The organism is Micromonospora taraxaci (genome assembly GCF_007830095.1).
Classification (GTDB): Bacteria; Actinomycetota; Actinomycetes; order Mycobacteriales; family Micromonosporaceae; genus Micromonospora; species Micromonospora taraxaci.
Window position 1 is genome coordinate 1,927,736 of the sequence record NZ_VIWZ01000001.1, and the last position, 21,535, is coordinate 1,949,270.

Annotated in this window: 19 protein-coding genes and 1 other RNA gene; 16 read left to right on the top strand and 4 right to left on the bottom strand. The window is 70.2% G+C overall.

Features of this window, described 5'->3' with window-relative positions; genetic code table 11:
* Positions 1 to 113: 113 nt before the first annotated feature.
* Genes FHU34_RS09200 through FHU34_RS09220 form a run of 5 tightly spaced genes read left to right on the top strand, consistent with a single transcriptional unit; the run spans position 114 to position 6,395 of the window.
* Complete coding sequence (locus FHU34_RS09200) at positions 114 to 2,204, top strand: DUF1800 domain-containing protein (protein ID WP_145779569.1); 2,091 nt, start codon at positions 114 to 116, stop codon at positions 2,202 to 2,204.
* A gap of 8 nt (positions 2,205 to 2,212) precedes the next feature.
* Positions 2,213 to 3,595 (top strand): DUF1501 domain-containing protein, encoded by a 1,383-nt coding sequence (locus FHU34_RS09205; RefSeq protein WP_145779570.1) that lies wholly within the window; start codon positions 2,213 to 2,215, stop codon positions 3,593 to 3,595.
* Positions 3,592 to 5,010, top strand: coding sequence for a ferredoxin reductase family protein (locus FHU34_RS09210; protein WP_145779571.1), 1,419 nt, complete (start codon positions 3,592 to 3,594; stop codon positions 5,008 to 5,010). Before FHU34_RS09205 ends, FHU34_RS09210 begins: the two co-directional genes overlap by 4 nt.
* A gap of 13 nt (positions 5,011 to 5,023) precedes the next feature.
* Positions 5,024 to 5,623: an FMN-binding protein gene (locus FHU34_RS09215; RefSeq protein WP_145779572.1), complete on the top strand. Its 600-nt coding sequence runs from the start codon at positions 5,024 to 5,026 to the stop codon at positions 5,621 to 5,623.
* Positions 5,624 to 5,672: 49 nt separating this feature from the next.
* The gene (locus FHU34_RS09220) at positions 5,673 to 6,395 is read left to right on the top strand and encodes an FAD:protein FMN transferase (protein ID WP_145785504.1); all 723 of its coding nucleotides are present in this window, start codon (positions 5,673 to 5,675) and stop codon (positions 6,393 to 6,395) included.
* 265 nt (positions 6,396 to 6,660) lie between these two features.
* Here the strand turns inward: FHU34_RS09220 and FHU34_RS09225 are convergent, their stop codons facing one another.
* Positions 6,661 to 7,332 (bottom strand): bifunctional DNA primase/polymerase, encoded by a 672-nt coding sequence (locus FHU34_RS09225; RefSeq protein ID WP_145785505.1) that lies wholly within the window; start codon positions 7,330 to 7,332, stop codon positions 6,661 to 6,663.
* A gap of 246 nt (positions 7,333 to 7,578) precedes the next feature.
* On the opposite strand from FHU34_RS09225, the gene FHU34_RS09230 reads away from it, so the two are divergent.
* The 7 genes from FHU34_RS09230 (at position 7,579) to mctP (ending at position 14,277) form a co-directional block, all read left to right on the top strand.
* Positions 7,579 to 8,808, top strand: coding sequence for a helix-turn-helix domain-containing protein (locus tag FHU34_RS09230; RefSeq protein WP_145779573.1), 1,230 nt, complete (start codon positions 7,579 to 7,581; stop codon positions 8,806 to 8,808).
* Positions 8,809 to 8,824: 16 nt separating this feature from the next.
* Complete coding sequence (locus FHU34_RS09235; protein WP_145779574.1) at positions 8,825 to 9,397, top strand: flavoprotein; 573 nt, start codon at positions 8,825 to 8,827, stop codon at positions 9,395 to 9,397.
* Between the two features lie 142 nt (positions 9,398 to 9,539).
* Positions 9,540 to 10,370 carry a Nif3-like dinuclear metal center hexameric protein gene (locus tag FHU34_RS09240; protein WP_208745134.1) on the top strand — a complete coding sequence of 277 codons (831 nt, stop codon included), beginning with the start codon at positions 9,540 to 9,542 and terminating at the stop codon, positions 10,368 to 10,370.
* Entirely contained in the window at positions 10,367 to 11,104 is a 738-nt protein-coding gene (locus FHU34_RS09245) for a zinc ribbon domain-containing protein (protein WP_145779576.1), read from the top strand. The genes FHU34_RS09240 and FHU34_RS09245 overlap by 4 nt, the downstream gene beginning before the upstream one ends.
* A gap of 3 nt (positions 11,105 to 11,107) precedes the next feature.
* Entirely contained in the window at positions 11,108 to 12,232 is a 1,125-nt protein-coding gene (locus tag FHU34_RS09250) for a bifunctional RNase H/acid phosphatase (protein WP_145779577.1), read from the top strand.
* Between the two features lie 153 nt (positions 12,233 to 12,385).
* Entirely contained in the window at positions 12,386 to 12,628 is a 243-nt protein-coding gene (locus FHU34_RS09255) for a DUF3311 domain-containing protein (RefSeq protein ID WP_145779578.1), read from the top strand.
* A complete protein-coding gene (mctP, locus tag FHU34_RS09260) occupies positions 12,628 to 14,277 on the top strand; it encodes a monocarboxylate uptake permease MctP (protein ID WP_145779579.1) in 1,650 nt (549 codons plus the stop codon). The genes FHU34_RS09255 and mctP overlap by 1 nt, the downstream gene beginning before the upstream one ends.
* 430 nt (positions 14,278 to 14,707) lie before the next feature.
* On the opposite strand, the gene FHU34_RS09265 is transcribed toward mctP, so the two are convergent.
* Entirely contained in the window at positions 14,708 to 15,247 is a 540-nt protein-coding gene (locus FHU34_RS09265) for a TetR/AcrR family transcriptional regulator (RefSeq protein WP_145779580.1), read from the bottom strand.
* A gap of 86 nt (positions 15,248 to 15,333) precedes the next feature.
* On the opposite strand from FHU34_RS09265, the gene FHU34_RS09270 reads away from it, so the two are divergent.
* A complete protein-coding gene (locus FHU34_RS09270; protein WP_145779581.1) occupies positions 15,334 to 16,224 on the top strand; it encodes an NmrA/HSCARG family protein in 891 nt (296 codons plus the stop codon).
* A gap of 157 nt (positions 16,225 to 16,381) precedes the next feature.
* On the opposite strand, the gene FHU34_RS09275 is transcribed toward FHU34_RS09270, so the two are convergent.
* The gene (locus tag FHU34_RS09275; protein WP_145779582.1) at positions 16,382 to 16,840 is read right to left on the bottom strand and encodes a MarR family winged helix-turn-helix transcriptional regulator; all 459 of its coding nucleotides are present in this window, start codon (positions 16,838 to 16,840) and stop codon (positions 16,382 to 16,384) included.
* Between the two features lie 54 nt (positions 16,841 to 16,894).
* Here FHU34_RS09275 and FHU34_RS09280 point away from each other — a divergent pair, with 54 nt between their 5' ends.
* Positions 16,895 to 18,127 (top strand): MFS transporter, encoded by a 1,233-nt coding sequence (locus tag FHU34_RS09280; protein ID WP_145779583.1) that lies wholly within the window; start codon positions 16,895 to 16,897, stop codon positions 18,125 to 18,127.
* 157 nt (positions 18,128 to 18,284) lie between these two features.
* Here the strand turns inward: FHU34_RS09280 and FHU34_RS09285 are convergent, their stop codons facing one another.
* Positions 18,285 to 19,046, bottom strand: coding sequence for a sulfite exporter TauE/SafE family protein (locus FHU34_RS09285; RefSeq protein WP_145779584.1), 762 nt, complete (start codon positions 19,044 to 19,046; stop codon positions 18,285 to 18,287).
* Between the two features lie 127 nt (positions 19,047 to 19,173).
* On the opposite strand from FHU34_RS09285, the gene rnpB reads away from it, so the two are divergent.
* Both rnpB and FHU34_RS09295 read left to right on the top strand, forming a co-directional pair.
* An RNA gene (rnpB, locus tag FHU34_RS09290) (RNase P RNA component class A) lies at positions 19,174 to 19,591 on the top strand.
* A 428-nt stretch (positions 19,592 to 20,019) separates the two neighbouring features.
* The gene (locus tag FHU34_RS09295; protein WP_145779585.1) at positions 20,020 to 21,525 is read left to right on the top strand and encodes a restriction endonuclease; all 1,506 of its coding nucleotides are present in this window, start codon (positions 20,020 to 20,022) and stop codon (positions 21,523 to 21,525) included.
* Positions 21,526 to 21,535: the final 10 nt, after the last annotated feature.

Below are 21,535 nucleotides of genomic sequence, written 5' to 3' on the forward strand. Positions count from 1 at the left end.
CCCGGAGGGCTTGGTTACTTTGCCGTAGCAACCCCCCTCAGGCAACAGTCGCCGCACCTGCCGCACCTGCCCGGTCGCAGCTTCCGGCGCTCATCAGAAATCGGGATTGGTACATGGCCGACCAGAATGTGCCACCACGTCGACCGCGGGACGACCGCGGTTGGGACGGACGCCAGCACCACAACGCGGATGGCTACGGCGACCCCAACGCGTCCGCGCCCTACGGGTACGACTCGCCCAACCCCTACCAGGGCGGCTACCCGGCGCAGGCCGACCCCCGCGAGCAGTACGGCGAGGGTTACGCGCACGCCGGACAGCCCGCCCCTGGCCCGCGCGGGCCGCAGTGGGTCGGCCCGGAAGGGCTCGGTCGCCCGGTCCCGGCGCGGCCCGGCACCGGACTGCCCACTCTGGACGACGACGAGTCGCGTCCCAAGGTCGGACGACGCAAGGCCATGGTGGCCCTCGGTGGCACCGCCGCCGTCGTCGCCGGTGGCGCGGCGCTCGCCATGACCCCGCAGCTCCGCGGCATCTTCGGTGACGAGGTGGCCGGTGACGCCACCGGCAGCACTGTCACCGACGGCACCGCCGCGCGGCCCAGTGGCCAGCAGCCCAGCACGGTGCGCACCTACACCGAGCAGAACGAGAGCTACATGGGCTCCCGGGCCGGCGAGGCGCTGAAGAAGAACGCGCCGACCGGCGGACGTACCCTCTCCGGCCCGGCCGCCGCCGCCGCGGCGACCGAGGTGACAGTGAAGACGGTGCTCGCCAAGGACCCGATCCTGCACCTGGCCCGGCGGGCCACCTTCGGGCCCACCCCCGAGGTGATCGCCGACATCAAGAAGCAGGGCATCGACGCCTGGATCCGCACCCAGATGGAACCGGACAAGATCGCGCCGAGCAAGGCCGAGCTGAAGCTCGCCGAGCTGCCCACCCAGAAGCTCAGCGTGCAGCAGCTGCGGACCCAGCGGGACCAGCTCAACGAACAGGGCGCCCAGCCGGAGCGGGAGATGGTGGACGCCACCATCGCCCGGCAGATCTGGTCCAAGCGCCAGTTGTTCGAGGTGATGGTCGACTTCTGGAACGACTTCCTGCACGTCGCCGCCGATTTCGACGGCGGTGAGGTCTACCGCAACTCGTTCGACCAGGACGTCGTGCGCAAGCACGCGCTGGGCAGCTACCCGGAGATGCTGATCGCGGCGAACAAGCACCCCGCGCTGCTGATCTACCTGAACCAGAAGGACTCCCGCAAGGACGCGATCAACGAGAACCTCGCCCGGGAGAACCTCGAGCTGTACTCGGTCGGCGTCGACGGCGGCTACAAGGAGCCGGACGTCCGTCAGGCCGCCATGTTGCAGACCGGCCGGGGCATCGACAAGGACGGCAAGTACGTCTTCAAGCCGGAGCAGCACTACGTCGGCAAGGTGAAGATCCTCGGCTTCAGCCACCCGAACAACTCGTCGGACCCGAAGAAGGCCGACGCGGCGATCGACGCGTACATCACCTACATCGCGTTGCACCCGTCGACGGCGAAGTACGTGGCGCAGAGCCTGGCGACCCGCTTCGTCTCGGACACCCCGCCGAAGTCCCTGGTGGACCGGCTGGCCAAGATCTACACCACCAACAACGGCCTGATCAAGCCGGTGCTGATGGCGATGTTCTGCTCCACCGAGTTCTGGGCCGCCGTGGGCCAGAAGGTACGCCGCCCGATGGAGTACCTGGCTGCCACGTACCGCACGCTGGGTGTCTCGCCGGAGGCGTCGCCGAAGCACAACAACGGCGACAGCAAGCGCACCCCGTACGCGCGGGGCCTGCGGCAGATCCAGGACAAGCTGCGCGAGCTGGGTCAGTACCCGATGGGTCAGCCCACCCCGGACGGCTACCCGGACGTCTACGTCGCCTGGACGTCGGCCGGCACCATGGTCAACGGCTGGAACGAGGCGGGCGAGATCCTCGCCGGCTACCGCACCGCCTTCACGTACACGGCACCGGAGAAGCTGGTCGCCAAGCCGCCGGCGACCGCCGGGGCGTACGTGGACGCGCTCTCCCAGCGGCTGGTGGGTCAGAAGCTGAGCACGCGGGAGAAGAACCTGATCCTCGGTGTGGCCGGCGTCGCCGCCACCGCCAAGGTCGACGCCACGTTCAACGGGGCCATCACCGCCGTCGCGCGGGCGATCCTCGCTTCCCCCCAGCACCACCTCCGGTGAGGCACCCGATGGAGAAGACTGTGTACAACTCTTTCCCCCTGCACCCCGAATGCCCCGACGTGCGGCGGCTGGCCGACAACCCGGCCGAGGCCCTGCTGCGCGCCGAGGCGGACATCGTGGCCGCCGAGAGCGCTGCCGAGCTGGACCGCTACCGCACTCTGGAGAACCTGGAGGAGGCCCAGCAGGACGGTCGCGGCGTCACCCGCCGTACCTTCGTCGCGGGTGCCGCGGCCACCGCCACCGCCCTGGCCACTGCCCAGTTCGTGACCACGTCGGCGTCGTTCGCGGCGACCAAGACCGGCACCCTGATCCACGTCTTCCTCTACGGCGGGCTGGACGGGCTGAGCCTGGTGGCACCGGACAACGACCCGGTGCTCAGCAAGGCGCGGCCCGACCTGCTGCTCGGCAACGACTCGCTGGCCCTGGGCCGGGGCTTCAAGCTGACCAGCGCGTTCAAGCCGCTGGAGAAGTGGCTGACCGCAGGCCAGCTCGGCTTCATCCCGGGCGTCTCGGACGAGCGGCTGTCGCGCAGCCACTTCCAGGCCGCGGACGCCTGCAACCTGGGCGGACTGCCCAACGAGACCGGCGGTCGGGGCTGGCTGGACGGTCTGGTCGACAACCTGGGCAAGGGCACCGCGTTCCGTAGCGTCGGCATCGGCAGCACGCTGCCCCGCTCGCTGGTCGGCAACAACGGCGCATTGTCGTTGAACAGCGTCGGATCGTTGCGGCTCAACGGTGACGAGAAGTACCGGGCGGCCACCGAGAAGGCCATCAAGGGGCTCTTCACCGGGATCAACCACCCGGTCGAGGAAGCCGTGCAGGAGGGCATGGGCGCGCTGGCCACCGCGCAGAAGCTCGCCGCCAAGCCGTACCAGCCCGCCGAGGGCGTCACGTACGAGGGCGTCGGCCGGGCCTTCCAGCAACTCGCCCAGCTGATCAAGGGCGGCGCGAACGTCCGGGTCGCCACCGTCGGGATGGGCGGCTACGACACCCACGAGAACCAGGGCACCGCCGCGGGCGGCCAGCTGCACCGCAGGCTGAACGAGCTGGCCAGCGCGATGGCGGCCTTCTTCACCGACCTCGGCCCGCAGGCCGCCGACGTGACCATCATGGTGTCCAGCGAGTTCGGTCGCCGGGTCGGCTCCAACACCGGCGGCACCGACCACGGGCACGGTGGCGTGGTCACCGTGCTCTCCGGTAAGAAGCTGGCCGGCTCCCTGCTCGGCACCTGGAACGGTCTGGACAAGCTGGACTCCGGTGACGTGCCGGAGTACAACAACATGTTCAACGTGTACGGGGCGGTGGCCCAGGGCCGGTTCGGGCTCACCAACGCGGAGGTCGAGAAGGTCTTCCCCCGCCAGAAGTACGCCCCGATGAAGCTGTACGCGTGACGTACCCGCACACCCACGCCGCCGGCCGTCGTACCGGGACCTCGTCCCGGCACGGCGGCCGGCCGGCTGCGCCCGTACCCCCGCAGATCCCGGACCGGCGCGGTCCCGGCGGCCGGCGGCTGCTGGGCGTGCTGCTCCTGGTCGGTTTGGTCGCCAGCGTGCTGCCGTGGTGGCTGGGCACCCCCACCGGTTCGTTGCGGAGCACCGCCGCCACCGTCACGGCCGCCGGTCGGATCACCGGTCTGATCGCCGGCTACCTGCTGCTGGTGCAGGTGCTGATGATGAGCCGGCTGCCGGTGCTGGAACGGTGGATCGGCGGCGAGCAGATGGCCCGCTGGCACCGCGACGTCGGGGCAACCCTGCTGGTCGCCGTGCTGGCGCACATGTCGCTGATCCTCGTCGGCTACGCGGACCTGCGGAACCAGTCGATCCTCGCCGAGGTCGGCACGCTGCTCGGCGACTACGAGGACATGGTCTCGGCGTTCGTCGCCACCGGCATCATGATGCTGGTCGGCTTCAGCAGCGTCCGGGCGATCCGCCGCGCGTTGCCCTACGAGATGTGGCACGCGCTGCACCTGTCCAGCTACCTGGTCCTGCTGCTCGGCTTCGGCCACCAGTTCACTCACGGCGCGCAGTTGTACAAGCCCGGTCCGGTACGCACCGGCTGGATCGCGCTCTACCTGCTGGTGGTCGCCGCCCTGCTCTGGGGTCGGGTGATCGCGCCGCTGGCGTTCAACCTGCGGTACAAGCTGCGGGTCGCCGACGTCGTCGCGGAGAGCCCGGACACCATCTCCATCTACCTCACCGGTGAGCGTCTGGGGCGGCTGGCGATGCTCGGCGGCCAGTACTTCCGCTGGCGCTTCCTCACCCGGGGTTGCTGGTGGCAGTCGCACCCGTTCTCCGTCTCCGCCGCCGCGAACGGTCGCTGGCTGCGGCTCACCGTCAAGGTCGTCGGCACGCACACCGCGGAGCTGCGCGACCTGGAGCAGGGCACCCGGGTCTGGGCACAGGGCCCGTCCGGCACCTTCACCGCCGCGCACCGGGTTCGGGAGCGAGCGCTGCTCATCGCCGGCGGCAGTGGCATCACGCCGATCCGGGCGATGTTGGAGGAACTGCCCCCGGGTGCCGCCCTGATCTACCGGGCCCGTACTCCGGCCGACGTGCTGCTCAGCCGCGAGCTGGACTGGCTGGCCCAGGAGCGGGACACCTCCGTCTGGTACGTCATCGGCTCCCGCGACGACCCCGGCCCGCGTCAACTGATGAGCCCGGACGGGTTGCGTCAACTGGTGCCCGACGTGGCCCGGCGCGACGTCTACCTGTGCGGGCCGCCCGGGTTGGTGGAACAGTCGGTGCGGGCGCTGCGCCGCGCCGGCGTGCCGCGACGGCAGATCCACCTGGCCACGTTCGAGCTGTAGGAAGGGCACCCCCATGCGTCGCGCGTTCCTCGCGATCACCGGCCTCGCCGCCAGCACCACCGCGCTGGTGGTCTTCAAGGGTTCCCCGGCCACCAACCAGGTCGCCCAGAACCTGCCCACCGCCCAGCCGGTCGACCCCGCCGGGAAGGGCGTCGACCCGAGCGCCGACCCGGCCGCGCCGGGCACCGATCCGGCCGAGGGCGGGCCCACCCCGTCGAAGAGCGCCGACGCGCCGGTGTCGCCCAAGCCCGGCAAGACCACCGCCCGCCCGTCGGGCACCAAGACCACCAAGGCACCCAGCGCGCCGCGCACCACCAAGCCACCCCAGTCGACCAACCGCCGGGTCACCGGCGCCGGCTTCGACAACGAGTACGGGTACGTGCAGGTGCAGATCGTGGTCTCCGGCAACCGGATCGTCGATGCCGTCGCGCTGTCGCTGCCCAGCGGGGGTGAATCCGACATCCACAGCGGCGACGTCAGCAGCGCGTACGACGGCAGCGGCGGCGAGGTGGTGCGCAAGCAGAACGCGAACCTCAACACCGTCTCCGGTGCCACCGAGACCAGCAACTCCTACAAGCAGTCGCTGCGGTCCGCTATCGAGCAGGCGTTCTGAGGTGCCGGCCGCGCTGACCCGACCGGGGCTCTGCCGGGTCGAGCAGATCATGGGTACGGCGATCACACTGGACCTCGCCGACGACCTGCCGCCCGCGCGGGCGCGTGAGCTGGCGGATGACGTCTTCGCCTGGATGCGCGAGGTGGACACCCGGTTCAGCACGTACAAGCCGGACAGCGAGGTGTGCCGCTTCGATCGGGGTGAGGTGCTGCTCTCCGAGGCGTCGGCGGACCTGCGGTTCGTGCTGGAGGCCTGCGCCGACCTGTGGGGCACCACCGACGGGTTCTTCGACGCGTACGCCACCGGGCGGCTCGACCCGTCCGGTTTCGTCAAGGGCTGGGCGGCGCAGGTCGCCTCGGATCGGCTGCTCGCCGCCGGTGCTCTGAACCACTGCGTGAACGCCGGTGGCGACGTGCGCGTACGCGGTTTGTCGCCGTCGGGGGAGCCGTGGCGGATCGGCATCCGGCACCCGTGGGACGCGATGGCGACGTGCTTGGTGCTCAGCGGGACCGATCTGGCCGTGGCCACCTCGGGGGTCTACGAGCGGGGTCGGCACGTGCTGGATCCACGCCGTGGCGCTCCAGCCAGCGGGCTGCGCTCGGTGACAGTGGTCGGCACCGACCTCGGGGTGGCCGACGCGTACGCCACCGCCGCCCTGGCCATGGGGGCGGCGGGTCGCGGCTGGCTGGACCGCCTGGACGACCACACCCACGCCGTCGTCACCGACGACGGCCGTCAGTACTACTCCGCCAGCATCCCGCTGACGGACTAACGGATCGGGCGGTGGGTGCCGGCGGGGCGGGACCCGGTGGGGCGGGGACGGCCGGGGCGTGAGCCGGACGGTCGGGTGCCGGCCCAGCGGTGTCGTCGGTGGCTGCGCCGGGGTGGTTCGGTGCCACCGGGATGTGACGCTCTGTCGTGCGTGGACATCTTTCCCCCGATCGTGGCGCGCGTTCGCGCCGTCCCCCTGTCAACGAGGACCGGTGCCCCGGCGACGCTGTCGGGCACCGGATGGAATCGTCGGACGGGGCCTTTCTTCACATTCCTCGTCGGGGCAGCGGCAGGTGACCGGGTATCAGGTCGGGGGCGAGCGTCACCCCTGTGGCGCGCAGCGCCCCGATCAAGGTGTTCTGCACGAGGTACGAGTCCGGGAGTTGCCAGCGGGCCTGCTCGGGGGCGACCGCCCAGCGGACTGTGCCCTCGGGCAGCCGGGTGGGCGGCGCGGGGATCCACGAGCCCGGTCCGTGCCGGACGACGTGGAAGCAATGCTCCAGCTCCGGCCGCAGGGGGTCGCCGGGGCGGACCAGGAACATCCAGCGTCCGGTGGGCGTGGCCAGCACCGGCCCGCGTACGCCGGTGCCGGCGGGGTGGATCTGCACCGCGTCGAGGACGAGCCGACCCAGGTGGGCGGGCACCTCCAACACGTCGAAGGCTCGGCCGGTGGGCAGCAGCACCCCGTGCGGGCGGTTCCGCCACCAGGTCGCCACCCGGGCCGGGTCGGCGCTGGCGGCCAGTTCCCAGTTCTCCAGGGCGGGGTGACAGCCCACTGTGGGACAGCCGGCCCGGCCGCAGACGAAGCGGCTGCGGGCCAGACAGGCCCCCGGGGTGACCTGCCAGCCATGTGCGGCGTACCGCATGGCGACCCGGCGCAGCCGGACCCGTTCCAGCGGCGACAGTTCGGCGACGCGCGGTCCGACATTCCCCCACATGTGTGCCATCTCCCCTCGTCGGGCCCGGCGTTCGCCAGGTCCCATGTCGAGCACCGTCACTGCCGTAACCCACGATCGTTGAGGTTGACGAACGGCTCGTGCAACTTGCACGAAAAGTACGAGGACTGGCTGTCCGGCTGACGTACATCCTGTGCGACCAGCGGAAACGTGAAAGTGAATGAAGGCCGCCGCGCCCGTGTAGATAGCTTCGGCTCGATCGGTCGTCGCGCAGGGGAGGATGGGGAGATGGACGAGCTACCCATTGGACGGCGGGTCGCCTACTGGCGCGGACGGCGGAAGATGTCGCAGCAGGTCTTCGCGGACCGACTGGGCAAGTCGAAGAGCTGGGTGGACAAGGTCGAACGCGGCGTCCGCCGGTTGGACAAGTTCTCCGTCCTGTACGAGATCGCCGACATCCTCCAGGTGGACGTCCAACTCCTCATGGGCAAGGACCCGGAGCGCCGCACCGACGCGCTGAACTGCATTGACCAAATCGAGGTGCAGGAGATCCGGGCGGCGTTGGAGCGCTACGACTCGATGAGCGCGTACTTCGACGCGGTGCCCTCTCCGCCGCCGCTGGACGACATGCGCAAGGCCGTCAACCACGCCTGGCTCACCTATCAGTACGGGCGCTACGGGATGCTCACCCGGGCGCTGCCCAAGCTGCTGCGCGACGCACAGGCGGCCGACGCCGCGTACGGCGGGGACCGGGCCGTCGAGGCGGCCCATCTGCTCGGGCAGGTCTACCAGATCGCCTCGTCGGTGCTGCGCAAACTCGGTGAGTGTGAGCTCTCCTGGCTGGCCGCCGACCGGTCGATGGCGGTGGCCCAGCGCGCCGACGACCCGCTGCTGGCGGGGATCGCCACCACCCGGGTCTGCAACGCTCTGGTCGCGATGGGTCGGGCCCGGCCGGCGCTGGAGCTGAACGTCCAGATCGCCAACCGGTTGGCCCCGGGCGGCGGCAACGAGGTGTCCCCGGCCCGGCTCTCCGTCTACGGGATGCTGCTGCTCCAGGGCGCGATGGCCGCGTCGCGGATCGGCGACACGGCGAGCGTCGACGACCTGATCAACTGCGCGCAGGAGGCCGCCACCCTGCTCGGTGGCGACTACAACCACTACTGGACGTCGTTCGGTCCAACGAATGTCGAGTTGCACCGGGCCGCCGCCGCCGTCGAGTTGGGCGACGGTGGGCGGGCCGTGGAGGTGCACCAGCTGCGCATCGCGGAGCCCTCCTTCAACGCGTTGCTGCCCGAACGCCGCGCCCACCACCTGCTCGACATCGCCCGCGGGTACGCGCAGATGGGCGACGTGGCGAACGCTGGCGAGATGCTGCTGCTCGGCGATCGGCTCGCCCCGTCGGAGATCCGCTGCCGGCCGATCGCGCACGAGGTGATGTCGGACGTCCTTCGTCGCACACGTGGTGCGCCGCCTTCTCCGGTAGCGGAGTTGGCTGAGCACATGGGAGTAGGGGTATGAGCGCGGAGCCGGTGTGATGGCCGGTTCACCGCGTACCAGCGGGCACCGCGAGGTGCTCTACGTCATCGCCTGCGGCTCGCCGCTGGCACGGCACGTCGGCCTCCTGGTCGACCTCGCCCAACAGGATGGTTGGGACGTCTGCGTGGTCACCACGCCGGACGGCGCGAAGTTCGTCGACCGGTCGGCGCTGGTTCGGCAGACCGGTCATCCGGTGCGGACGCACTACAAGAACCCCGGTGACCCGGACGTGCTGCCGCCCGCCGACGCCATGATCGTCTGCCCGGCCACCGTCAACACCGTCAACAAGTGGGCGGCCGGGATCGCCGACACCCTCGCGCTGGGCCTGCTGGTCGAGGCGCAGGGCAAGGGCATCCCGATCGTGGCCGTGCCGTACACCAATGTGGCGATGGCCGCCCACCCGGCGTTCCGGGCCGGGGTGGCCCGGCTGGCCGAGTGGGGTGTCACTGTGCTCTTCGGTGATCACGTGGTCGCGTTGCACCCGCCGGGAACGGGGGAGCAACACCTGTCCGCGTTCCCGTGGGCGAAGCCTCTGGCCGCGCTGCACACCGTCGCCGCGAACGCCGCCTAGGGACCGCCTTTCAGGAGGGCTGGCCGGCGCGGCCCAGCGCTTCAGGCCGACGCGGCCGGGCGGGCGTCACCGCCCGACGGCCCTCGCGCCGGTAAGCTGGCCCGCCGTGAGCACAAGCGGATCCGCGCCGACGGTGACCGACGTGGTGGCCGAGCTGGAGCGGCGTTTCCCGCCGGCCTGGGCCGAGGAGTGGGACCGGGTGGGCCTGGTGCTCGGCGAGCCGTCCGCGCCGGTGCGCCGGGTGCTCTGTGTGGTCGACGTGGTGCCCGAGACGGTCGCCGAGGCGCTGGCCGCCGACGTCGACATGATCGTCTCGCATCACCCGCTGCTGCTGCGCGGCGTCTCGTCGGTCGCTCCGACGACCTTCAAGGGGCGGATCATCCACGACCTGATCCGGGCCGGGGTGGCGCTCTACGCGGCGCACACCAACGCCGACGTGGCCGCCCCCGGCGTCTCCGACGCCCTCGCCGCCCGGTTCGGGCTGACCGGGCTGCGGCCACTGCTGCGACCCGCGCCCGGCTCGCCCGCCCACGGCGACGACCGGGGCTTCGGTCGGATCGGCGAGCTGCCCCAGCCGATGACCCTCGCCGAGCTGACCCGGCACGCCGCCGCCGTGCTTCCCGTCACGTCCTGGGGAGTTCGCGCTGCGGGCGATCCCCAGCGTATGGTTCGTACCCTCGCCGTCAGCGGCGGGTCGGGGGACAGTTTCCTCGGCGCCGCGACCGCCGCCGGGGTGGACGCATTCCTCACCGCCGACCTGCGGCACCACCCGGCCGGCGAGCACCTCGCCGCCGATGGTCCCGCCCTGATCGACGCCGCCCACTGGGCGACCGAACGACCGTGGCTGGACGACCTGGCCGACCTCCTCCGGGAGTCGTTGGGCGTCGAGACGCTGGTGTCCGACCTGGATACCGACCCGTGGACAGTGCACGCCGCCGCACCCGTTGTGGACGACAAGGAGCCCCGACCGTGAAGGCTGACCCTCAGGTGCAGCGCCGCCTGCTCGACCTCCAGGCGATCGACACCAACCTCGCCCAGCTCGCCCACCGTCGGCGGTCGCTGCCCGAGCGGGCCGAGCTGGAAGCGCTGGCCCGGGAGTTGTCGGCGTTGGAGGACGAGCGGGTCCGCGCCCAGGTGGCGGTCGACGACCTGGACCGGGACATCGCCCGGATGGAGAAGGACGTCGAGCAGGTCCGGGCCCGCAAGGAGAAGGACGAGAACCGGCTCGCCGCCGGCACCGGCCCCGCCCGCGAGTTGGAGGCGCTCCAGCACGAGCTGGTCTCGCTCAACCGCCGCCAGGGCGACCTGGAGGACGCCGAGCTGGAGCTGATGGAGCAGCGGGAGACCGCGCAGGGCGTCCTCGACGGGGTGGAGCAGCGGTTGGCCGACGCCCGCGACAAGCGGGCCGCGACCGAGCAGCGCCGCGACGAGGCGATGGCCGAGATCGCCAAGGATGAGGAGTTCAAGCGGGGGGCCCGTCAGCCGCTCGCGTCCGACCTCCCGGCCGACCTGGTCAAGCTCTACGACAAGATCCGCGAGGACACCGGGCTGGGTGCCGCGCTGCTCACCGCGGGCCGCTGCGGCGGGTGCCGGTTGGAGCTGTCCGGTGCGGACCTGGCCCGGATCCGCGGGGCCGCCCCGGACGACGTGGTCCGCTGCGAGGACTGCCGACGGATCATGGTCCGCACCAACGAGTCGGGCCTGTAGGTCGTGGCGCCGCGCGTGGTCACCGTCGAGGCCGACGGCGGGTCCCGGGGCAATCCCGGCCCCGCCGGCTACGGCGCTGTGGTCCGTGACTCGGAGACCGGTGAGGTGCTGGCCGAGCGCTCCGAGTCACTCGGCACGGCGACCAACAACGTCGCCGAGTACCAGGGCCTGATCGCCGGGCTGACCGCCGCCGCCGAGCTGGGCGCCGCCGAGGTGGACGTCCGGATGGACTCCAAGCTCGTCGTCGAGCAGATGTGCGGCCGGTGGCAGATCAAGCACCCCGGTCTGCGACCCCTCGCCGCCCAGGCGGCCGGGCTGGTGGGCCGCTTCGCCGCGGTCCGGTTCACCTGGATCCCCCGCGATCAGAACCGGCACGCCGACGCGCTCGCCAACGCCGCCATGGACGCCGCCGCCGGCCGACCCACGTCGACACGCGCCGCCGCCCCGGTCGTCGGCAGTGACCCGGCGACCGCCCCGGCGTCCTGGGAGCCCCGCCCGACCTTCACCGCCACCCGGCTGATCCTGGTCCGGCACGGCGAGACCGAGTACACCGAGCAGCGCCGCTACTCCGGTCGCGGCGACGTGCCCCTCTCCGAGAAGGGCCGCGCCCAGGTCCGCGAGACCGCCACCCGGGTGGCCGCGCTGGCCCCGACCGTCGCGGCCGTGCTCAGCTCACCACTGTCCCGGTGTACGGCCACCGCGGCGGCCATCGCCGGGGCGCTCGGTGACGTGCCGGTGCGCACCGAGGACGACCTGATCGAGTGCGACTTCGGCCAGTGGGAGGGGCGCACCTTCGCCGAGGTGCGCGAGGGCTGGCCGGGGGAGATGGACGCCTGGCTCGCCTCACCCCGGGTCGCCCCGCCGGGTGGAGAGTCGTTCACCCACGTCGCCGAACGCGCCCACCGTGTCGTGGCGGGGCTCCTCACCGCGTACCCCGGGGAGACAGTGGTGCTCGTCTCGCACGTCTCGCCGATCAAGCTGGTGCTGCGCGACGCCCTCGCCGCCGGCGACGGGTTCCTGCACCGGCTCTTCCTGGACGCGGCCGGGATCTCGGTGCTCGACATGTGGCCCGACGGCGGCGTCGCCGTCCGCACCGTCAACGACACCTCCCACCTCGCCGCTCTCTGAGCCGTTCACCAGTCGGCCGGTCGGTCGCGCCGTTCGGCGCAGCCGGCCGGCCGTTCGGCGCAGCACCCTCCGAGCGGGTCGCGTGACGGCCGTCACAAAGTCGTAGCCTCCGGCCGTTACATCGAGAGCCTCGACTCCCCGGAGGTGTGTCAGATGGCTGCACCCGAACCGGAGGCGCCCACTACGGCGCCGACCAGGGCGAAGGACCACAGCCCCTGGAACTGGTTGCTCTTCATTCCCATCGTGGTGCCGCTGGTCCCGGCCTTCTTCAACGGCGACTCACCCCGCGTCTTCGGGTTCCCCCGCTTCTACTGGCTGCAACTGGCGTTCATCCTGCTCGGCGTCGGCACCACGACGCTGGTGTACCAGATGACCAAGAAGCGTGGAGGCCGCTGATGTGGCGCGACCATCTCACCGAGATCATCGTCTTCTCCCTGCTGTTCCTCCTGGTCAGCGCCATGGGTTTCGTGGCCGCCCGCTGGCGCGCCCCGAAGGACATGGCGCACCTGGACGAGTGGGGCCTGGGCGGGCGCAGCTTCGGCGGCTGGATCACCTGGTTCCTGGTCGGAGGCGACCTCTACACGGCGTACACCTTCGTGGCGGTGCCGGCCCTGATGTTCGGGGCGGGCGCGGCCGGGTTCTTCGCCGTGCCGTACACCATCGTGATCTATCCGTTGGTCTTCCTGGTGCTGGTCCGGCTCTGGTCGGTGTCGCACCGGCACGGGTTCGTCACGCCTGCCGACTTCGTCCGTAAGCGCTTCGACTCGCCGGTGCTGGCCCTGCTGATCGCGATCACCGGCATCGTGGCCACCATGCCGTACATCGCGTTGCAGCTGGTCGGCATCGAGGCGGTGCTCAAGACGATGGGGGTCACCGGCGACAACGCGCTGGCCCGGCACCTGCCGATCATCATCGCGTTCGCCATCCTGGCCGCGTACACGTACCAGTCCGGGCTGCGCGCGCCGGCGCTGATCGCGTTCGTCAAGGACAGCCTGATCTACATCGTCATCCTGGTGGCGGTCATCTACCTGCCGTACAAGCTGGGCGGTTGGGGTGACATCTTCGCCGCGGCGGACGCGAAGTTCGACGCCTCGCCCAACCCGAACGACGGCATCCTGCTCAACGGCAACAACCAACTCCAGTACGTGACGTTGGCGTTCGGTTCGGCGTTGGCGCTCTTCCTCTACCCGCACAGCATCACCGGTGTGCTGGCCAGCCGGAACCGCGACGTGATCAAGCGGAACATGTCGGCGCTGCCCGCGTACAGCCTGCTGCTCGGGTTGATCGCCCTGCTCGGCTACATGGCCATCGCGGCCGGCGTGAAGCCGTTGCCCGGGGCCAAGGAGGGCACTGTCGACAGCAACACCGTCGTGCCGTTGCTGTTCGACCAGCAGTTCCCGGACTGGTTCGCCGGTGTCGCGTACGCGGCGATCGGCATCGGCGCGCTGGTGCCGGCGGCGATCATGTCGATCGCGGCGGCGAACCTGTTCACCCGCAACATCTACAAGGAGTACCTGAAGCGGGACGCCTCACCGGCCCAGGAGGCCAACGTCTCGAAGATCACCTCGCTGGTGGTGAAGGTCGGCGCGGTGGCCTGCATCGTCTTCCTCGACCCGCAGTTCTCCATCGACCTCCAGCTGATCGGTGGCGTGATCATCCTTCAGACGCTGCCGGCGGTGGCGTTGGGCCTCTACACCCGCTGGTTCCACCGCGCCGGCCTGATCGCCGGCTGGGCGGTCGGCATGGGGTTGGGCATGTGGATGCTCTACCAGGTGGCCAGCCCGACCCGGAAGCACTTCGGTGGCTCGGCGTTCCCGCTGTCCGAGTTCGGCTTCGACACCACCAAGACGATCTACGTCGGCATCGTGGCGGTGGCGATCAACCTGGCCGTCGCTGCGCTGGTGACGCTGGCGCTGCGGGCCGCGAAGGCGGACGAAGGAGTCGACGGCACCGAGCCGGACGACTACTTCGCCGACGAGGGCGACCCCCGAGTCACCCCCGGCACCGACCGCGACGCCGACTCAGCCCGCGAACCAGTCGCCTAACCGCTGGTACGCCCGGGTGCCGACGCCGGTCGGTGCCCGGGCGTATCTGTGTCCAGGCCGTCGTCTGGGGCCCGTCGTCGGCCTGGGGTGGTCGTCGTCAGCGGGATCGTTGTCGCGGGGGTCGTTGTTGCGGGGCGGTGAGGTGGTTTCAGACGCTGTCGAGCTGATGTCGCAAACGAATCGGGCGCCTGCCGAGGGCAGCGAGGGCAGCGGGGTCAGCGAGGGCTGCCGGGCGGGGCCGGCGGCCTGGCGGGCGCGGCGGAGGGCTGCCGCGTCGGGCCAGGCCGGCGACCTGGAGCGCTCTGGCTGCCAAGATCGTGCTCGATCCTTGTTGTAGTGGTGTAGGGCCGCGCGGGAGGCCACTACAACCAGGATTTTGCGCGATCTTGGCAGTCAAAGGAGCTCTCGCGTCGGTCCACCAGGGCGGCCCCTACGGCTGCTGGCGGCCGATTCCCTGTAGGGCGAGGGTCAGCAGTTGTTCCGCCTTTTCCGCGCCCATTGGTTGCGCCGCCAGTGAGATGCCGTTGGCGAGGATCATCAGGTCGCCCATGGTGATGTCGGGCCGTACCGAACCCTCGTCGACGGCTCGACGCAGCAGAGGTGCACCGGCGGCGACGAGCGTCGCACCGCAGGCGTCGCTCTCCTCGGCGGGCTCGTTCAGGAGCGAGTCCGCGAGGCCGCGGGTCGTCGTGGCGTAGGCGGTGACCTCGTGCAGCCAGGTCGTCAGCGCGTCCAGGGCGTCCGGCGCGGCGTGCAGGTCTCCGGCGCGCGCCGCCAGGTTGCGGACACAGCCCCGGAAGATCGCCTGGAGCAGCGACCACCGGGTGGGGAAGTGCCGGTGCAGGGTCGCCGATCCCACCCCGGCGGAGCGGGCGATCTCCTCCAGCGAGGCGTACGCGCCGTCGCGGGCGATCGCCTCGGAGGCCGCCGTGACGATGAGGTCGTAGTTGCGCTGCGCGTCCGCTCTCATGGCCCGCCTTGCGGAAGTGGGGTGGTCCCCCATATCGTAGCCGACGAGAAGTGGGGGACCACCCCACTTGGTTCTCGGGAGGCATCATGGCTGTTCTCGTCATCGGCGCGACGGGCAAGCAGGGCGGGGCCACGGCCCGAGCGCTGCTCGACCGTGGCGTCCCGGTCCGCGCCCTGGTCCGCGATCCCGGCACCGACAGCGCCCAGGCTCTGCGGGACCGGGGTGCCGAACTGGTCACCGGCGACCTGGACGACGCGGAGTCGCTGCTCGCCGCGGCGGACGGGATGGACGGCCTCTTCTCCATCCCGTACCCCGACGTGACCGACATGCAGGGCGACGCCGAGGTGACCCGCGGCCGCAACGTCGTCGAGGCAGCGCGCCGGGCCGGCGTGTCGCACGTCGTGCACAGCAGCGTCTCGGGTGCCGGCGACTTCCACCGCAACCAGCCCGGGTGGGCCGAGGGTCGGTGGGACAGGCACTACTGGGAGAGCAAGGCGGCCATCGACGAGATGGTGCGCTCCGGCGGCTTCGCGCACTGGACCGTCCTGAAGCCCTCGACCTTCATGGAGAACCTGGTCGGCTGGTCCTACCTCTTCGGCGACTGGTCCAGCGGCACCATCATCACCGGCTTCGCCGCGGACACGCGACTCCCGTGGATCGCCGTCGACGACATCGGCGAAGCCGCGGCGATCGCGTTCACGAACCCGGGGAAGCTCGACGGCCAGGACGTCGAACTCGCCGGCGACCTGCTCACCATGACCGAGGTCGCGGCCATCCTCAGTGAGGTCACCGGCCGGGCGATCACCGCTCCGGTGCTCACTCCGCAGGAGGCCGTCGAGCGTGGCCTGTTGGCCGCCATGGTCAAGGCGGTCGAGCAGATCAACGAGAACGGAAGCCCCGCCCGTCCGGAGATGACCCGTGCTCTCGGCCTGCCCACCACCGACTTCCGCACCTGGGCGCGGCGGACGTTCTCCTGATACCCGGCCGGGCGGGCTCGGCGGGTTCACCGCAAGATCGTGCTCGATCATTGTTGTAGTGGTGTTGGGTCGTGCGGGAGGCCACTACAACCAGGATCTTGCGCGATCTTGTGGGTAGGTGGAGCGGTGAGTCGGACCACGACACCGTCGCGCGTGGTCAGCGGCGGCGGTTGCGGTTGACCAGGGCCTGGTTGAGGCGGCCCAGGAGGGCGGCCAGCGTTGCCCGGTCCTCGTCGCTCCAGTCGGCCAGCATGTCGCCGTAGAGCCGGGTCCGTGCGGACCGCACCGCCGCCATTCGTTGCAGGCCGGCGGTGGTGGCGGAGATGACGGTGCCTCGGCCGTCGGACGGGTCCGGGGTACGGGTGATCAGGCCGTCCCGCTGAAGCGCGGACACCTGCCGGGTCACTGTCGAGCCGTCCAGGTTGAGTTGGGCGGCGAGCGCGGAGACGTTCTGTGGGCCGGAGTTGTCCAGGTGCCGCAGGATCACGTACGCCGCCCGGTCGAGCACCCGGTGCTCGGCAGTGCCGGTGGCCCGCCGGGTCGCCTCGCCGAAGCGCATCAGCAGGGCCACCTCGGTCTCGATGCGGCCCAGGGTGATCTCGTCGTCGTCGCTCATAGCTGTATGATACAGAATAAGTACCTGTACGATACAGCTAATTGAGGAGTCGGAGTGGACCGGCGTTCCGAACCGAACCGCAGTGCCATCTACGCCACCACACTGGTGGCCTTCCTCGCCATCGCCGGCATCGCCGTCGTCGACCCGATCCTGCCCGCCATCGGCGAGGAGATCGGCGTCAGCGCCTGGCAGGTCGAGTTGCTGTTCACCGCGTACATCGCGGTCATGGCCGTCGGCATGATCCCGGCGACGCTGGCCAGCGGCCGGTTCGGCTTCAAGCCGGTGCTCATCACCGGCGTCTCGGTGGTCGGCGTCGCCGCGATCCTTGCCTCGTTCAGCGACACCATCCTGCAGCTCTCCGTGCTACGCGGCGTCTGGGGGCTGGGCAACGCGATGTTCTTCGCCACCGCCATGGTGGTGCTGGTCAACCTGGCCGTCGACCGGGAGTGGGTGGTCGGCCTCTTCGAGACCGCCCTCGGTCTCGGCTTCGCCGTCGGCCCGCTGATCGGCGGCCTGCTCGGCGAGGTCACCTGGCGGCTGCCGTTCTTCGTCTGCGGCGTCTTCATGGTCCTCGCCCTCGGCGTGGCCTCCCGCAAACTCCGGGAACCCACCAACCGGCAGCCTCCGGTGCGCGTCGGCCAGATCTTCGCCACGTTCCGTCGGCCGGCGTTCATCGCCCTCTGCGCGGTGACCGCCGCGTACAACTTCGTGTTCTTCGTGGTCCTCGGCTACACGCCGCTCTTCCTCAAGCTGGACATCATCCCGCTGGGGCTGGCGTTCACCGGCTGGGGTCTCGGCCTGGCCACCGGCATCCTGGTGATCGGTCACCGGCTGGCCCACCGCATCGGCGCCGTGCAGACCGTCGGCGTGGCCATCGCCGGGCTGCTGGTCTGCATGGTCCTCTTCGCCACCTCCACCAGCACCGCCGAGTCGCTCGTCGTGCTGGTGCTCGCCGGACTCTGCATGGGGCTGGCCAACGCCAACCTCACCGACCTGGCCCTCGGCCTCGGCTCCAGCGACCGCCGGGTCGCCACCGGCGCGTTCAACCTGGTCCGCTGGGGCGCCGCCGCGCCGGCACCGATCATCTCCGGCAAGCTCGCCGAACACTCGCTCTCCCTGCCGTTCTGGGTGGGCTTCGGGGTGCTCGCCGTCGGTGTCCTCGTCTACCTGGCCTTCGCGCACGTAATGGCCGCCGGCTACGGCGAGCGGGTCCTCTGGTCGCGCTGGAACCGCAGCGCCGCAAGCGCAGAGAACACCACCGAAGAGCCGGTAGGCGAGGCCTACTGACCCGTCCGACCCCTGCTCTGCCCCGCCCCGCCCGCGCCGCCCGTCCCAAGATCCGCGCACTTTCGGGGATGTTGCTGCCTCCGCGCTCGCTGAGGCAGCAACATCCCGGATGTTGCGTGGATCTCGGCCCGAAGCAGGGCGGGCGGCGCGGGCGCCCTCAGCTCAGGGCGCGGTAGAGCAGGTAGAGGCCGATCGTCGTACCGAACACCACGATCAGCCCCTTGAGCAGCACCGGCGGCAGCCGACGGACGAGCCGAGCGCCCGCGTACCCCCCAATGAGGGTGGCCGGCGCGACCACCGCGACGGCCGCCCAGTTCACCGGGCCGAACAGGGCGAACACCACGAGCGTCGTCAACCCCACCACGGCGGACAGCAGATTCTTGATCGCGCTCACCCGCGCCAGGGTCGCGTCCAGCACCAGGGCCAGCCCGGCGACCAGCATCACCCCGAGGGCGGCACCGAAGTACCCGCCGTACACCGCGCCGAGCGCGACCATCGTCTGCACCGCGACCGTCCGCTGGCGTGGCGACAGGTCCCGGGGGTGACCGACCAGCCGGCGCAGCGGGTCCTGGAAGGCCAGGACCGCTGTCGCGCCGAGGACCAGAAAGGGTACGACCAGCTCGAACGCGCGGGCCGGCGTGGCCAGCAGCAGCAACGCCCCGAGGATCGTGCCGACGATCGTGGTCGGCACCAGCGTGGCGAGGGCGCGGGGGCGTGGCAGGTCCTGCCGGCTGCCCGCCACGCTGGCCACGTACCCGGGGAAGACGGCGACCGAGTTGCTGACGTTTGCCGGCACCGGGGGCAACCCGACCGCGATCATCGCCGGAAAGGTGATCAACGAGCCACCACCGGCCACCGCGTTGACTGTGCCAGCGGCGAGACCGGCGGCGAGCAGCAGCGCGGCGTGGGAGAGATCCATAGCCCCACGAGGCTAGCTGTCGCCTTCCGAGGCAGCTCCGCCGGACCGCCCGTGAGCTGCGCGATCTTGGTCTGGCGGGGTGGCAATACCGGCAGCAGGCTCGTCGTTAGGATGGGAGAGCGACGGACGAGTCGACCGGGCGGTCGCGTCGGCGGGCTACGGCCCGCCGCCGAGGAACGTCCGGACTCCACAGGGCAGGGTGGTTGTTAACGGCAACCCGGGGCGACCCGCGGGACAGTGCCACAGAAAACAGACCGCCGACCCCCAACGGGGACGGTAAGGGTGAAACGGTGGGGTAAGAGCCCACCAGCACCCCGGGTGACCGGGGTGGCTCGGTAAACCCCACCCGGAGCAAGGCCAAGCAAGGGCCGTCACCGCAAGATGACGACCCGGCGCAGACGCTTGAGGGCTGCCCGCCCGATGTCTGCGGGTAGGCCGCTGGAGCCTGCCGGCAACGGCAGGCCGAGATGGATGGCCGCCGCCGGCGCAAACCCCTTTGGGGTACGCGTCGCGCACAGAATCCGGCGTACAGGTCGACTCGTCCGTCGCCCACCAGGTCAGCCGCCTCTTTGTGGCGGCTGACCTGCTGTTTCTTCGGGCGCTACTGGTCATCCTCGGTCATCTTCGGTCGGCGCATGACGGCCCCGAGACGGCCCCTACGGCCCAGAGACGGCCCAGCCAACCCCTCGCTTATAAGTGCTGGGCGCGTCGTCCGGCGGGGTCCCTCCGCGTCCGCGACCTCGGACGGCTGTCTGCGTCCGGCCGCCGGCAGCCGCCCTCTTCTCGGCACGTTGCTGTCACCGCTGCTGTCAGCGACCCCTGGGGAGAAGCGATCAGATAGAACCGCTTCGAATCGACCTTCGCACTGGCCTTCCTGCATCGCAACCACAACTACCGTACGTAGTTCAGTCTTTTCACTGCGTCGCGAGTGCGTTACGGTCATGCCTGTCTATGGTGGACCTTCGGAGGGCGCATGGCGCGACGCAAGGGCCTGATTGCTCAGATGCTCGATGCGCGCAAGCAGGCCAAGAAGCTCCAGGCGCAAGCGGAGGCGCGCTGGCACCGCGAGTTGGTTGCCGAGCAAAAGCGTCAGGAAGCGGAGGCACGCCGCGAGGCTAAGCAAGCCGAGGCTGCGGCAAAGAAGGCCGAGGCAGCGCGCCTGAGGCATGAAGTACAGGCGAAGCGTTTGGCCGACCAAGCGGCGGCGAAGGCAGCGCGAGAGGCCGCCCAACGCGAGCGTGCTGAGGAACGACGCCTAGCTGCCGACGCTCGCGAGAAGGCGCAGGGGGCAGCCGCCACGAAGCGCCTGGCGGAGCGGGAGGCACACGCCCATAAGATGGCAGAGGCCGAGTTCCGGACCGAGGCCGTCAGCACGAGGATTGCCGAGTACGCACAGCTGCTAGCCGGGAGGAACAAGCGGGCCGCCGGGTCTGACCTCGAACTTAGGGCGGCTCTGTCGAACGGCGGACCACACGCGTTTGTTGAGCGTCTACAACACGTCCTCGCTCAGTCGCGATACCCGGAGGGCCTGACAGGCAAGGCCGCCGCTCACTATGACCCTGCCTCCAGGGAGCTCCTCATCGAGTACGAGCTGCCACTGCGAGACGTCGTTCCCACCGTGGTCGCTTATCGATACACGACGGCGAAGGGCATGGTTGCTATACCTCGCAAGGAGCCCGAGACTAAGAAGCTGTACGGCGACCTCCTTGCACGGCTGACATTGCGTACCATTGCCGAGACTTTCGAGGCGACGTCACCGGACCTCGTCACCAGCATCGTCTTCAACGGCTATGTCTCAACCAAGGACAAGGCGACTGGCCGCGCCATTCGCCCGTTGCTGATGAGCGTGGGTGCGGAGCGAGACAAGTTTGCCGTGGTGCAGCTCGATGAGCCAGAACTGGACCCGGTGCTGTGCCTTCGCAGCCACCTGAACGCCATTGTTTCCCCGCACCCGTACGACCTGGAAGGCGTCAGGCCAGTAGTTTCCTTCGACCTTTCAAAGTACAAGTTCGTTGACGAGATGGATGTCGTCGCCGGCTTGGATAGCCGCACAGACCTACTGACACTCTCTCCTGGAGAGTTCGAGCATCTTATCCGCCGGCTCTTCGAGAGCATCGGCATGAAGTCTTGGGTCACGCAAGCCTCCAAGGACGAAGGAGTCGACGGCGTCGCTGTCAATGAGGATCCAATCGTCGGCGGGCTTTGCATCATCCAAGCCAAGCGTTACAGCAAAATCGTCGGCCTTGAAGCCGTCCACGCTCTTGCCGGCGTGATGGATCACAAGCGGGCCGCCAAAGGTGTTCTCGTCACTACTTCATGGGTGGGCAAGGCGAGCCGCGACTTCGCCGCCGCGAACGGAAGAATCGAAATTATTGAAGGCCGCAATCTCAAACACATGCTGGAAGAGCACCTTGGCCTAGACGTCCTAATCGGCCTGCAAAAGCTTCCGCCGGGCTGGGACAGGGCAGACTTGGAGTAGGGGCATCCTC